At 70.1% G+C, this 13,441-nt stretch carries 11 protein-coding genes and 3 pseudogenes; 7 read left to right on the plus strand and 7 right to left on the minus strand.

Translation table 11 applies throughout. The annotated features are described in order from the left end of the window. Window positions 1–46 precede the first annotated feature (46 nt). Window positions 47–334: a hypothetical protein gene (locus STRIP9103_RS32515; RefSeq protein WP_009327573.1), complete on the minus strand. Its 288-nt coding sequence runs from the start codon at window positions 332–334 to the stop codon at window positions 47–49. A 75-nt stretch (window positions 335–409) separates the two neighbouring features. Then, window positions 410–640, minus strand: coding sequence for a DUF7455 domain-containing protein (locus tag STRIP9103_RS32520; RefSeq protein WP_009327576.1), 231 nt, complete (start codon window positions 638–640; stop codon window positions 410–412). A 467-nt stretch (window positions 641–1,107) separates the two neighbouring features. Between STRIP9103_RS32520 and STRIP9103_RS32525 the strand changes: the two genes are divergently transcribed. From STRIP9103_RS32525 to STRIP9103_RS32535, 3 genes are all read left to right on the plus strand, one after another. Then, the gene (locus STRIP9103_RS32525; protein ID WP_009327570.1) at window positions 1,108–3,231 is read left to right on the plus strand and encodes a DNA gyrase/topoisomerase IV subunit B; all 2,124 of its coding nucleotides are present in this window, start codon (window positions 1,108–1,110) and stop codon (window positions 3,229–3,231) included. A gap of 208 nt (window positions 3,232–3,439) precedes the next feature. Further along, window positions 3,440–3,985: a DUF485 domain-containing protein gene (locus STRIP9103_RS32530; protein WP_078614127.1), complete on the plus strand. Its 546-nt coding sequence runs from the start codon at window positions 3,440–3,442 to the stop codon at window positions 3,983–3,985. After that, entirely contained in the window at window positions 3,982–5,574 is a 1,593-nt protein-coding gene (locus STRIP9103_RS32535; RefSeq protein ID WP_009327572.1) for a solute symporter family protein, read from the plus strand. Before STRIP9103_RS32530 ends, STRIP9103_RS32535 begins: the two co-directional genes overlap by 4 nt. 18 nt (window positions 5,575–5,592) lie before the next feature. On the opposite strand, the gene STRIP9103_RS32540 is transcribed toward STRIP9103_RS32535, so the two are convergent. Both STRIP9103_RS32540 and STRIP9103_RS32545 read right to left on the minus strand, forming a co-directional pair. Continuing rightward, window positions 5,593–6,273, minus strand: a complete 681-nt coding sequence (locus tag STRIP9103_RS32540) for a DUF7342 family protein (protein WP_009327581.1) — start codon at window positions 6,271–6,273, stop codon at window positions 5,593–5,595. Next, on the minus strand, window positions 6,270–8,084 hold the full coding sequence (locus STRIP9103_RS32545) for an ATP-binding protein (protein ID WP_078614128.1): 1,815 nt from the start codon (window positions 8,082–8,084) through the stop codon (window positions 6,270–6,272). Before STRIP9103_RS32545 ends, STRIP9103_RS32540 begins: the two co-directional genes overlap by 4 nt. Window positions 8,085–8,190: 106 nt before the next feature. Between STRIP9103_RS32545 and STRIP9103_RS53580 the strand changes: the two are divergent. Then, window positions 8,191–8,247: pseudogene (locus tag STRIP9103_RS53580) on the plus strand (hypothetical protein); the annotation flags it as partial. Window positions 8,248–8,513: 266 nt separating this feature from the next. On the opposite strand, the gene STRIP9103_RS32550 reads toward STRIP9103_RS53580, so the two are convergent. Both STRIP9103_RS32550 and STRIP9103_RS32555 read right to left on the minus strand, forming a co-directional pair. Continuing rightward, window positions 8,514–9,461, minus strand: coding sequence for a sucrase ferredoxin (locus STRIP9103_RS32550; RefSeq protein ID WP_048821392.1), 948 nt, complete (start codon window positions 9,459–9,461; stop codon window positions 8,514–8,516). Between the two features lie 188 nt (window positions 9,462–9,649). Further along, complete coding sequence (locus tag STRIP9103_RS32555) at window positions 9,650–10,930, minus strand: citrate synthase (RefSeq protein WP_048821394.1); 1,281 nt, start codon at window positions 10,928–10,930, stop codon at window positions 9,650–9,652. A gap of 99 nt (window positions 10,931–11,029) precedes the next feature. On the opposite strand from STRIP9103_RS32555, the gene STRIP9103_RS32560 reads away from it, so the two are divergent. After that, window positions 11,030–12,196, plus strand: coding sequence for a citrate synthase/methylcitrate synthase (locus tag STRIP9103_RS32560; RefSeq protein WP_048821395.1), 1,167 nt, complete (start codon window positions 11,030–11,032; stop codon window positions 12,194–12,196). A 227-nt stretch (window positions 12,197–12,423) separates the two neighbouring features. Continuing rightward, window positions 12,424–12,608, plus strand: a pseudogene (locus STRIP9103_RS50895) (IS5/IS1182 family transposase); the annotation flags it as partial. A 19-nt stretch (window positions 12,609–12,627) separates the two neighbouring features. Here the strand turns inward: STRIP9103_RS50895 and STRIP9103_RS32565 are convergent. After that, window positions 12,628–12,867 (minus strand): ATP-binding protein, encoded by a 240-nt coding sequence (locus STRIP9103_RS32565; RefSeq protein WP_158696930.1) that lies wholly within the window; start codon window positions 12,865–12,867, stop codon window positions 12,628–12,630. A gap of 68 nt (window positions 12,868–12,935) precedes the next feature. On the opposite strand from STRIP9103_RS32565, the pseudogene STRIP9103_RS52140 reads away from it, so the two are divergent. After that, window positions 12,936–13,179: pseudogene (locus tag STRIP9103_RS52140) on the plus strand (TetR/AcrR family transcriptional regulator); the annotation flags it as partial. Window positions 13,180–13,441: the final 262 nt, after the last annotated feature.

Genomic DNA, 13,441 nt, shown 5'->3' on the forward strand with positions numbered 1-13,441 from the left:
CCGCCTCCTCACGGGCCGCTTCACCCAAGGCGCACTGCAGAGATGCTCACCGCGGTCGTCGGGAGCGGTACTCCACGAGTGCTTCGAGCGCTATCTCCGCCCTCTCCACCTTTCCACCGAAAGCTCCTGCCTGGAGAAGCGGCCAGGAGGGAGTGATCTCCCGTGCGATGTCCGGTGCGAGACCGACCTGGTCGTAACCCCACGCTGACTCGAGGAGGAACTCGCCGGGCCACGGGTTCGCGAGGAACTCGTGCTCGGTGTCCAGGGCGATCAGGGAGGCCAAAAACTCGAAGCGGTGGAAGGCGGCCGTGTAGGCGGTGTCGTCGGGCTCCACGAGACGGAACGGCTCACGCAGTTCCGCCCGGTCACCGGCCTCGAGCCGGTGTCGGCTCGTCGTGGATGCGAAGCGTCAGCGTTCGTCGTCTTCCGCGGTGGCGGGAGCGGATGTCAGCCGCTCCGTCTCGTCCTGTATCTCCGCTGCGATCTTCTTGAGCTCTGGCTCGAACTTGCGCCCGTGGTGGGCGCAGAAGAGCAGCTCTCCACCACTCAGCAGGACGACGCGCAGATAGGCCTGAGCGCCGCAGCGGTCGCATCGGTCTGCGGCCGTCAGCGGGGTCGCGGGGGTCAGAACAGTAGTCACGTCGCCTCTTCTCTAGCTCGACGAGCTGTCGTACCAGGGTCAACATCCAACCAGGCCGAAAACGTTCCCGCTCGCGGCTTTTCCTCGAAAAAATCTTTCCGGGCCGGCTGTCTGCTGCCGGTTGGCGGCGAATGAGCCGTAGTGCGTGTCTTCGTGTCGTACGGGTTCGCGCTGTCTGTCGATGGTTCTGGTGGTTGTTCTCTCGGATGTACGGTCCTCCCGGCTGGGTTGCCGGTTGTTCATGAGGACGTGCCCGGAGCCTAAATGGTTCATGCCTCGAAGGGAACGTGATATGTACTTCACCCCATCGAGGGATCGAACACGCATGCGAGCCTGGACTAGTCTGACTTTCGGACGAGGGTGGCGTTACAACGGCTCTACCAGGCCTCGGTACCCTCGGACCGGCAACAGAGCCGGGCCCCTTACCCCAAAGGGTCCCACCTGAAATTCAGCGAGGAGCGAACCGCGTGACCGCCGAAACGTCCGTGCCGTCCACTGCGCTGCTCACCGGAGCAGACCGGGACGGTTCCAACTACACCGCGCGGCACCTGCTCGTCCTCGAGGGCCTCGAGGCCGTGCGGAAGCGCCCCGGTATGTACATCGGCTCGACCGACAGTCGAGGTCTGATGCACTGCCTCTGGGAGATCATCGACAACTCCGTGGACGAGGCCCTGGGAGGCTACTGCGACCACATCGAGGTGATCCTCCACGACGACGCCTCCGTGGAGGTACGGGACAACGGCCGTGGCATCCCCGTCGACGTGGAGCCCAAGACCGGCCTCTCCGGCGTCGAGGTCGTCATGACCAAGCTGCACGCCGGCGGCAAGTTCGGCGGCGGCTCGTACGCGGCCTCCGGCGGTCTGCACGGCGTGGGCGCCTCCGTGGTGAACGCGCTGTCGGCCCGTCTGGACGTCGAGGTGGACCGCAGCGGCCACACGCACGCGATCAGCTTCCGGCGTGGTGTGCCCGGCGCCTTCGCCGCGATCGGCCCGGACGCCAGGTTCGAGGCGAAGGGCGGCCTGCGCAAGACCAAGAAGATCCCCAAGACACGCACCGGCACGCGCGTGCGCTACTGGGCAGACCGCCAGATCTTCCTCAAGGACGCCAAGCTCTCCCTGGAGAACCTGCACCAGCGGGCCCGCCAGACCGCCTTCCTCGTGCCCGGCCTGACGATCGTCGTCCGTGACGAGTTCGGGCTCGGCGAGGGCGGCAGCAAGGGCGAGGAGTCCTTCCGCTTCGATGGCGGTATCAGCGAGTTCTGCGATTACCTGGCCGCAGACAAGGCCGTCTGCGACATCCTCCGCTTCACCGGAGAGGGCACCTTCAGGGAGACGGTCCCCGTGCTCGACGAGCACGGCCAGATGACCCCCACCCAGGTCACCCGTGAGCTCGGCGTCGACGTCGCCATGCGCTGGGGCACCGGCTACGACACGACGCTGAAGTCGTTCGTGAACATCATCGCCACCCCCAAGGGCGGCACCCATGTCGCCGGCTTCGAGCAGGCCGTGACCAGCACCATGAACGAGGTGCTGCGCGCCAAGAAGCTGCTGCGTGTCGCCGAGGACGACATCGTCAAGGACGACGCCCTCGAAGGCCTCACCGCCGTCGTGACCGTGCGTCTCGCCGAACCGCAGTTCGAGGGCCAGACCAAGGAGGTCCTCGGTACCTCGGCGGCCCGCCGCATCGTGGCGCAGGTGATCTCCAAGGAGCTCAAGGCGTTCCTGACCTCCACCAAGCGGGATGCCGCGGCCCAGGCCAGGGTCGTCATGGAGAAGGCCGTCGCGGCCGCCCGCACGCGTATCGCCGCACGTCAGCACAAGGACGCGCAGCGGAGGAAGACCGCGCTGGAGTCCTCGACGCTGCCCGCCAAGCTCGCCGACTGCCGCAGTGATGACGTGGAGCGCAGTGAGCTGTTCATCGTCGAGGGCGACTCCGCGCTCGGCACGGCCAAGCTTGCGCGGAACTCCGAGTTCCAGGCGCTGCTGCCGATCCGGGGCAAGATCCTCAACGTTCAGAAGTCGTCCGTGACGGACATGCTCAAGAACGCCGAGTGCGGCGCGATCATCCAGGTCATAGGGGCCGGGTCCGGGCGTACGTTCGACATCGACACAGCCAGGTACGGCAAGATCATCATGATGACCGACGCCGATGTGGACGGGTCTCACATCCGGTGCCTGCTGTTGACGCTCTTCCAGCGGTACATGCGGCCCATGGTCGAAGCCGGGCGGGTCTTCGCGGCGGTGCCGCCGCTGCACCGGATCGAGCTGGTCCAGCCGAAGAAGGGCCAGGACAAGTACGTGTACACGTACTCGGACCGGGAGCTGCGGGACAAGCTGCTGGAGTTCCAGAGCAAGGGCATTCGCTACAAGGACTCGATCCAGCGGTACAAGGGTCTCGGCGAGATGGACGCGGATCAGCTGGCGGAGACGACTATGGATCCGCGGCATCGGACGCTGCGGCGGATCAACCTGTCGGACCTCGAGGCCGCTGAGCAGGTGTTTGATCTCCTGATGGGGAACGATGTGGCGCCGCGGAAGGAGTTCATTTCGAGTTCTGCGGCTACGTTGGATCGCTCTCGTATCGACGCGTAGGCGCTGTGCAGGCTTGGGCCGGGCGTCTTCGGGTCGTTGTGGGGTGGGTGCCCCGGTTCGTTGTGGGTCGGGTACGTGCGCGGCTGACCCGCCATGGGGGTGCAGGCCGCTGGTCGTGGATGCGAGGACGCGGCCGTGCTTCACCTGATGGGGTGAAGAATCGTGGAGAGGTGAGTCGGGGGTCTTTCCGTTCTGTCCATGCTTGGGCATGCAGTCAAGCACCGGCCGTTCCCGTCGACGCGGGGGTGGTTCTGAGAGTCCGGCAGAGAAGCACGAGGGGCATGGGTCCGCCCCTGCAGACGTGCGGTTCGACGATCCCTGGTACGACGCGTTGGCCTCCGGGTGGGGGGAGTTGGACGGTACGGGCGGTCCGGCGCGGGTTGTGCCGGGTGCCCGGGAGGAGGGGCTGGGCGCGGCCGATGTCTATGTGGACGTCCAGCGCAGCGCGGCCTTTCAGGAAGTGCGCCGCCGGTATCGGAGGTTCGTGGTACCGGGTGTCGCCGTCTTCTTCAGCTGGTATGTGGCGTATGTGGTGACGGCGACCGCCGCGCCGGGGGTGATGGCGCGGCCGGTGGCGGGCGCGGTGAACGTGGCGATGCTGGCGGGGCTCGGGCAGTTCCTCACGACGTTCCTGTTCACCTGGGCGTACGCACGGCACGCGCGGCTGCGTCGGGACCGGGCGGCGCTCGATCTGCGCTGGGACACCCAGGAGTTGACGCGTGGGATCGGCGTGGCCAGAGGGGCCGAGCGGTGACCGCCGACCATCAGACGCTGGCACTGCTGCTGTTCAGCGCGTTCGTGGCGGTCACGCTCGGGATCACGACCTGGGTCAGCCGGAACCGGCATGGCTCGGCGGAGGAGTTCTACGCCGGCGGCAGGTTGTTCTCGCCGATGGAGAATGGTTTTGCCATCGCGGGCGACTACATGTCCGCCGCATCCTTCCTGGGCATCTCCGGACTCATCGCCCTCTTCGGGTACGACGGGCTGCTGTACTCGGTGGGATTTCTGGTCGCGTGGCTCGTGGTGCTGTTCCTGGTGGCCGAACTGGTGCGCAACTGCGGGCGGTTCACGCTCGCCGACGTGGTCGCGGCCAGGATGAGCGAGCGGCCGGTGCGCATCGCCGCGGGAACCTCTTCGGTCACCGTGTCCGTTCTGTATCTGGTGGCACAGATGGTGGGCGCGGGCACCCTCGTCGCGCTGCTGCTGGGAGGTCAGGGCGAGGCGGCTCAGACCTGGACGGTCATCGGGGTCGGCGCGCTCATGGTCGTCTATGTGTCGTTGGGAGGGATGCGGGCCACCACCTGGATTCAGATCGTGAAGGCAGTTCTGCTGATGGGCGGGGCGATCGCGCTGACCGTGCTCGTCCTGGTGCGGTTCCATGGGGACTTCGACGAGTTGCTGAGGACGGCGGCGGAGCGCAGCGGCCACGGGGATGCGTTCCTCGCACCCGGGCTGAGGTACGGCGGTGACTGGACCGCTCGCTTCGACTTCATCAGCCTCGGGCTCGCCCTGGTGCTGGGCACGGCCGGGTTGCCACACATCCTGTCGCGCTTCTACACGGTGCCCACCGCGCGCGCCGCGCGCCGCTCGGTGGTGTGGTCGATCGGACTCATCGGCGGCTTCTACCTGATGACGATCGTGCTGGGTTTCGGCGCCGCCGCGATCGTCGGCCCGGAGACCGTTCGGAAGTCGAACGCGGCCGGGAACACGGCTGTTCCGCTGCTGGCCCTCGATCTGGGCGGCGGAGCGGGCTCCGCCGGTGGAACGGTTCTGTTCGCGGTCGTCGCCGCCATCGCCTTCGCCACGATCCTCGCGGTCGTCGCCGGTGTCACCCTCGCCTCGTCGGCGTCCGTCGCCCACGACCTGTACGCGTCGCTACGGCGCCGGCAGTCCAAGCCGCGCGGCGAGGTGGCCGTCGCACGGGCCGCCGCGGTCGGGATCGGGATGGTCGCGATCGCGCTCGGGCTGCTCGCCCGGGATCTGAACGTGGCCTTCCTCGTGGGACTGGCCTTCGCGGTCGCCGCCTCCGCCAATCTGCCCGTGCTGCTGTACTCGCTGTTCTGGCGCCGGTTCACCACGCGTGGCGCGGTGTGGTCCGTGTATGGCGGGCTGGTTCCCGCCGTGGTGCTCGTACTGCTGTCGCCCGTGGTGTCGGGCAGCCCCGATTCGCTGTTCCCGGGTGTCGACTTCCAGTACTTCCCCCTGCAGAACCCGGGCCTCGTCTCGATCCCCCTGGGTTTCCTCGCCGGTTGGCTCGGCACGGTCACCTCGGCCGAACAGCCGGACGCGGCGAGGCACGCGGAGACCGAGGTGCGGTCGTTGACGGGCGCCGGGGCGGTTTGACGGGAGGGGTAGGGCTCGTCAGGGGCGGGTCGCCCACTCATAGCGATGCTCCGGGCGGCCCGCGTCACCGTACTTGAGGGTCAGTCGGGCCCGTCCGGTGCGCTCCAGGAGCTTCAGATAGCGCTGGGCGGTCTGGCGGCTCAGGCCGGTCCGTTCAGCGATCTCCTGGGCCGACAGCGGGCCCTCGGCGGTCATCAGGGCGCGGCGTACGACCTCGGTGGTGGTGGGGGAGTGGCCCTTGGGCAGGTCCGGCTCGCCGCTCGCCGAGAGCGCGCCGAAGATCCGGTCCACCTCCGCCTGTTCGGCCTCGCCACCGCCGTCCAGCGTGCGGCGCAGCTCCGCGTACGCCTCCAACTTGGCGCGCAGCCCGGCGAACGCGAACGGTTTGACCAGGTACTGGAGCACGCCCTGGCGCATCGCCGCCTGGACGGTCGACACGTCACGGGCCGCCGTCACCATGATCACGTCGGTCTGGTGGCCGCGTCGACGCATCTCCTGGACGACCGCGAGACCCGTCCCGTCCGGGAGGTAGTGGTCCAGGAGAACCAGGTCCACGTGGGACAGCTTCTCCAACTGCTCCAGTGCCTCGGCCGCGTTGTGCGCCACGCCCGCGACCCGGAAGCCGGTGACCTTCTCCACATAGGCGGCGTTGACCCGGGCGACCCGGGCGTCGTCGTCCACGATCAGGACCTCGATCATCGCGACTCCCTCTCGGCGGCCGGGACGGCGGCTTCGGCATCCCGCGCGGGGCCCGGTCGCCCGTCGCTGCCTGCGATCGACTCGCTGCCCGCGGTCGCCTCTTCGTTCCGGCCCGGATCGTCGTCGGGCACCGTAGACGTCGGCCCGTCGTCGGGCACCGTAGACGTAAGCGTCGCATCGGACGTCCGCGTCACCAGCACCGGCTCCGCCAGCGCCTCCGGCAGTACGACGGTGAACTCCGCGCCGCCGCCGTCCGCGTCGGTGACCCGGGCACTGCCGCCCTGCCGCTCGGCGAGACGGCGCACCAGGGAGAGCCCGATTCCGCGTTCACGGTGGGCCGGTGGCGTCTTCGTGGACCAGCCTTCCGTGAAGATCAACTCCCGTTTCTCGGGCGGGACTCCGGGGCCGGTGTCGCGTACCCGGAGGACCGCCGTACGTCCCTCGGCGCGCAATTCGACCTCCACGCGCGCGTGCGGTGTGCCCGCGACGGCGTCGAGCGCGTTGTCGACGAGGTTGCCGACGATGGTGACCAGCCCGCGCGGATCGATCAGCCGGTCCGGCAGCAGTGTCCCGTCCGACAGCGCCAGGGCCACTCCGCGTTCGGCCGCGACGGTCGCCTTGCCGACCAGCACCGCGGCGAGCAGCGGATCGTGGATCTTCTCGGTGACCTGCTCGGCGGTCGCCCGATGGTCCCCGACCACTTCGCCGACGAAGTCCACGGCCTCGTCGTACATCTCCAGTTCGAGCAGGCCCAGCAGTGTGTGCATGCGGTTGGCGTGCTCGTGGTCCTGGGCGCGCAGGGCGTCTATCAGGCCGCGCGTGGAGTCGAGTTCGCGCCCCAGTTGTTCCAGTTCCGTGCGGTCGCGCAGGGTGGCCACCGCGCCCCCGTCGTCGGTGGGCATGCGGTTGGTGACCAGGACCCGCTGGCCGCGGACGGTGAGCAGATCGGTGCCCGTGACCCGACCGGCCAGCACATCGGTCGTACGGCCGGGGCCGAGCGCGTCGTCGAGCGACCGGCCGACCACCTCGTCGCCGATGCCGAGCAGTCGCTGCGCCTCGTCGTTGAGGAGGCGCACGCGCCCGGCGCGATCCAGGGCGATCACGCCCTCCCGGATGCCGTGCAGCATCGCCTCGCGCTCCGCGAGCAGCCCCGCGATGTCGGAGAAGGCCAGGTCACGGGTCTGCCGGTGTACCCGGCGCGAGATCAGGTACGCGGCCAGCGCCCCGACGGCCATGGCCCCGCCGGCGTACGCCAGGAGCCCGGGGATCGCGTGGATGAGCCGGGCGCGCACATTGTCGTACTCGATGCCGACCGAGACCGCGCCGACGATCTTCCCGTCCGCGTCGCGCAGCGGCACCTTGCCCCGGGCCGAGCGTCCCAGGGTGCCCGAGTCGATCTCCATGACGTCGTTGCCGGCCAGGGCGCGACGCGGGTCCGTGGAGACCGTGCCGCCGATCTCCGCCGGGTCGGGGTGCGACCAGCGCACCCCGTGTGTGTCCATCACCACGACGTACTCGGCCCCGCTCGCCTTCCGGATCCGCTCGGCCTCGATCTGCACGGGACCGTTCACGGACGGCTTCGTCGACACCAGGTCCTCGGCGATCTGCGGCTGCACCGCCGTCGTCTGCGCTATCGCGAGAGCGCGGCGCATCGCCTGGTCGTCCAGCTGATCACTCAGCGGCGCCAGGAACAGCCCGGTCGCGAGCACGGCGACCCCGGCGGCGATCGCCACCTGCATCAGCAGGACCTGCGAGAACACCCGCCGCGGCATACCGAGACGAAGGCGGCGTGCGGGGGGAGTGCGGCTCATACCCATGACGGTACGTGGGGGGAGTGGCCCGGTCGTAGGGGAGTGTGGCGTGGATCTCAGGTGCAAAGTGTTTGCGTGTAGCGAGAGGGCTACGAATGACGTGCTGATGGACGGCACACGGTGGCGGACGAGGACCGGCGCTCCCTGGCGGGATGTGCCCGAGCGGTACGGTCCGTGGGACCGGGGCTACGACCTGTTCCGACGCCGGCAGCGTGATGGCACCCGGCGCGCATCGTCACCCGGCTCCAGGCCCAGGCCCAGGCCGACACGAGGGCTGATCACCTGGAACGGGAGCGTCGACTCCACCGTCTGCCGGGTCGTCCGGGTGCCCCGGCTGGGACGTGGGCGGCCCCGCAGGAGACCGGATCGAACGCCGGGGTTCAGCGACGCCTGCCGGGGCCGCCCTTCGGGCGGACGGCGGGACATTCGCTACACGCCCTGGCTCGCGGGCGCCGACGGCGACAGTTCTCGTACGGCCACGACGTCCATCCGGGCGGGGGAGCCCAGTGGGGAGCCGCAGCTCTCCGGGCGGGACGGCAGGGAGGCGCCCTGGGCGACCGTGACGTTCCAGACGCGGCCGTCAACGTGCGCGACGGTCACCTCCCAGCGCGGGGACGTGCCCGTCGTGCCGACCACGGTGAACGCGTCGGCGGCCTCCTCGCCGGTGGCCGTGCGCACCGCGAGCTCGGCCGCCTGCCCGGGCCGCTCCCAGGCGGAGTTCCCGCGGCATCCCTCGGTGACGACGCGTCCTTCCCGTACGCCCTGCAGGACCTCCTTGACGTGGTGGGCCTCGGCGCGGCCGTACACGTATCCGAAGGGCAGGACGAGGAGGGTGGGCGAGAAACGGTGACCGCCCAGATGGGTGACCTCCCAGGTGCCCTCCACCCCGGAGGCGGCCAGTTCGGCGGCGAGCGGGCGGCCGAGAAGGGCGCAGCAGCGGTCGCGCTTGCCGTTGGTGCAGACGAGCGCGAGGGGGCCGCCGGTGTGGGGTCGGCCTCGCAGTACTGCCCCGAAGGCTCGGTGGTCGCCCCTGCCGAGCGCGGTGAAGTCGAGGTCGAGCAGCCGCTCGGGGGTGGCGGTTCTGGCACTGTGCAGCCAGGTGTTTCCGGGGACGGTGTGGGCCACGTACACCTGGCGTTGGCGGGTCTCGGGGCGGTCCGCGTGGCGGCCGGGGCGCCGGATGAGCGCGACGCGTACGCCGGTGCCTTCCGCCGCTGCTTCGAGCGCACGGCCGAGTACGGGGTCCAGGTGGCTCGAGGTGAGCGCCTTGGCACCCCATGGGCCCGGCTGTTCCAGCAGCAGCCATGTCCTTGCCGTGGCGGCGGTCCCCGCGAGGGGCTCGTCGAGGCGCCGCGACACGGATGTGCACGTACTCACAGAGGTGAGCCTAACCTGACTTGCGCGCGGGCGACTTCCGACTGGGCCGAAGGGGGGCGAACCGGGTCCACAAGGGGGCGGTGAGACGCCGGACGGGCTGGGGCGACGGACGGCCTGGGGCCCCCGGGTAGGGCGCCTCAGGCGGCGTGGGGCGCGTGGGGCGGGCGTGTGGCGCGGGCGTGTGGCGCTCACCCCGGGAGCGGTTGCGGGGGCCGCACTCCCACGTACTGGCCGCTCGGGCGCATCCGCAGGGGGCGCTCGCCGTACTCCTCCAGGGCGTGGGCGATCCAGCCCGCCGTGCGGGCCACGGCGAAGACCGTCTCGCCCGCGGTGGGTGGCATGCCGGAGGAGGCGGTGAGGACCGCGAGAGCCAAATCGATGTTGGCGTGCAGAGGTGTGTGGCGGGCGGCGGTCGACACGATGTCGCGGGCGGCGGCAAGGGCCGGTGCGGCCCGGGGGATGTCGTCCAGCAGCGCGAACAGGGCACGCGCGCGTGGGTCCTCGCCGGTGTAGAGACGATGGCCGAGCCCAGGGATGCTGCGGCCGGCGCGCAGTTCCTCCGCGATGACGGGGGCCGCGCTGCCGTGGTCCAGGACATCGAGCAGTAGCCGGTGGGCGAGCGCGCTGGCCGCGCCGTGCAGCGGGCCCTCCAGGGCGCCGAGCCCGGCCGAGACGGCGGCGTACGCGTGGGCGCGGGCCGACGCGGCGACGCGGACCGCGAGCGTGGACGCGGCCAGGTCGTGGTCGGCGAGCAGCCCCAGCGCCGTGTCAAGGGCACGCAGCGACGCCTCGTCGGGCGTACGGCCGCTGAGCCGGGCCCAGAGCCGGTGGGCGAGCGGGCCCGAGTCGCGGTGGGCGCGCAGGACCGGTGGGAGCGCGGCGACGAGGGTGGGGATGAGGGTGCGCGCGGTGCCGAGGACGGCCTCTTCGGAGAGGTCGAAGCGCAGCGGGTCGGTCGCCGCGGTGGCGATCGCGGCGACCCGCAGCCGGTCGACCGGGCCGCTGTGCTCCGGCAGCGCGTCGACCGCGCGGCGGGCGGCGGTCACGGACGCCTTCGGCGCGGTGAAGGTGACGCCGGGCCACGACTCGCCCGTCCACAGCCACTCGGCGACCTCTTCGTAGGAGTGCCGCGTGGCGAGTTCAGTCGCGTCGACGCCGCGGAAGTAGTAGTGGTCCTGCTCGATGAGGGTGAGCCGGGTGCGGACGGAGAACTCGCCCCCGGCGGTTGAACTCCCGCTGCTCTCCCGCCGGTTGCGCCGCGCGAGCGCCGCCACCTCCTCGGCGTCGAAGGTGCTGCCACGGCCTCCGGCGCTGCGACTGCTGCTGAGTTGACCTCGGCTCACGTACGCGTACACGGTCTCGGGCTTCACGCCGAGCAGTTCGGCGGTCTCCTTGGTGCTCAACCGTCGGCCGGCGCCGGCCGACGCGTTCGCCGGGTTCGTGGAATCTGGATCGCCTTGCTCCCTCATGGACATCACCGTATCCGTAAAGGTAGAACATTGATTCAATCAATATTGACAGAGATTGAGTCAAGAGTGGACAGTCGGATCAAGTTGAAGGAGGAAAACATGTCGATCAACCGGGCCGCGTCCGCCGCTGTGGATGTGCCGCGAGGTCTGGCGGGCGTCGTCGTCACCGACACCGCCCTGGGTGATGTCCGGGGCCGGGAGGGCTTCTATCACTATCGCCAATACTCCGCCGTCGACCTCGCGCAGACCCGCAGCTTCGAGGATGTGTGGCATCTGATGATCCACGGCGCGCTGCCCGACGCTGCGCAGCGTGCCGCGTTCGCCGCCCACACCGCGCAGCTGCGCCATCTGCCCGAGGAGGTGCTGGCTGCGCTGCCCGCCGTCGCCGCGGCCGGCGGCCCGTCCGGACCGCTGGCCGGCCTGCGCGGCGCACTGTCGCTGCTCGGAGCGGTGAAGGGCTTCCGCCCGGTGTACGACATCGACCCCGACCAGCGCCGCGCGGACACGGTCGCGGCTGCGGCGGCCGTGCCTACCCTGCTGACGGCGCTGTACCGGCTGGGGCGGGGCCTGGAACCGGTCGAGCCGCGTGACGATCTGCCGTATGCCGCGAACTACCTCTACATGCTGAGCGGTTCGCAGCCGGATGCTGAACAGGCTAGGGCGATCGAGCAGTACCTGATCTCGACCATCGACCACGGTTTCAACGCCTCCACCTTCACCGCACGGGTCATTGCCTCCACCGGCGCGGACGTGACGGCCGCCCTGGTCGGCGCGGTCGGAGCCCTCTCCGGTCCGCTGCACGGGGGTGCTCCCAGCCGGGCGCTGGACACCCTGGACGCGATCGGCAGCCGAGACCGGATTGATGTGTGGATCCGCAAGCGCGTCCTGGCGGGGGAGCGCATCATGGGCTTCGGGCATCCCGTCTACCGCACCGAGGACCCCCGTTCCCGCATGCTCCGCGGCATCGCCCAGCAGTTCGGCGGTCCGCTGGTCGAGTTCGCGATCGAGGTCGAACAGCGCGTGGAGGCGATCCTGGCCGAGCTCAAGCCCGGCCGCGAACTCCACACGAACGTCGAGTTCTACGCGGGGGTGGTCATGGAATTGTGCGGCCTGCCCCGGCAGATGTTCACTCCGACCTTCGCGGCGGCGCGGGTGGTGGGCTGGAGCGCCAACATCCTCGAACAGGCACAGGACTCGAAGATCATCCGTCCGGCGGCGCGGTACGTCGGACCGCAACCACCGGCGGCAGTACCGGCGTTGGCCTGAGCCCTGGCCGGCGGCGGGGCTGGACGTTCTCGCTCCGGAGGGATCCTCTCGTCTCATTCATCCGTCGGTACGTACGGCAAACGGCACCACCCTGTCGATCGCGGATAGTCCGGCTCGGACTGAACCCGGCGTACAGCCCGACTCGTCTGCCGCTCTTCATTTCCGCAGGTCAGAGGCCATGCTTATGCGATCAGGCTGTCGTCACGCAGGCCCTCATCCACCAACAGCGTCCGTTGTATGCCGACCGGGGCTACGACCACGACGTCCACCACCGCCGGCCGCGCGAGCGCGGCATCGTCCCCAAGATCGCTCGGCGCGGACAGCCGCATGGCTCGGGCTGGGCCGGGTGCGGGGGGTTGCCGAGTCCGCCATCGCCTGGCTCCACGGCCCCCGCCGCTTACGGACCCGTTGGGTTAATTCTCTGCAGGCCCTTATCGGGCCGGGATCACCGGCAGGATCATGCGGGAGGGTCGGTCGGGGTCGTGGAAGAGCTGCCGGCGGGCCACTCGGGCCGTGGTCGCGTCCTGCTCGGGTTCCGGCCAGCCCACGCCGTTGTTCATGACCACGACGCTCGCCCGGTCGTCGTAGGCGGCGAGGGTGACCACCACGGACCGGGCCCGTGCGTGCTTCTCCACGTCGAGCAGCGCCTCGCCCACTGCACGGACCAGCACCGCCCGGTGTTCGGGGTCCAGTTCCGGGATGCGCCCGACCGGTACGATCCAGGGCTGGGCCTACCTGGCTGCAGATCGAGCTCAAGGATCAGAGTCACCCTGCGAGCCGGGTGGCCCGGCGGGTCAAGGCAACCTGGAGGCTCTTTCCGGGCCGAGGCTGAACGGGGGGCCAGTGACCAGGATCTGCTGGTCCGGCAGCTGATGTTGGTCTTCGATGGCGCCCGTGCCCGCGCGGGGAGCGGCGCTGAGACCCCGACGGGGCTCATCGCGCCCACTGTGGCCACCCTGCTCGATGCGGCAGACATGCGCTGACGCATCGCCTCTGCGAGGGGGCCTGAGGTGACCGATGTGCTCTCCGAGAACGCAAGATTGGCGCGACTCGCTTCAGGTGCTGTAAGCGGTCCGTGAGAGAAGCGCTGTGCCGAGGCCGCAGATGTGGTGGTGTACTTTCGTCGGCTCTCCCCGGGCGCACGGCGATTCCCCGCCCTCCGCCAGGGCGGGCGGCACCGCCCGCGCTCGGCGGCCTGCCGCACCCGAAGTCACGAGCTCCCGCCGCCTGACCTGTCCGCCGTGG

Source organism: Streptomyces ipomoeae 91-03 (genome assembly GCF_000317595.1).
GTDB classification, from domain to species: Bacteria; Actinomycetota; Actinomycetes; order Streptomycetales; family Streptomycetaceae; genus Streptomyces; species Streptomyces ipomoeae.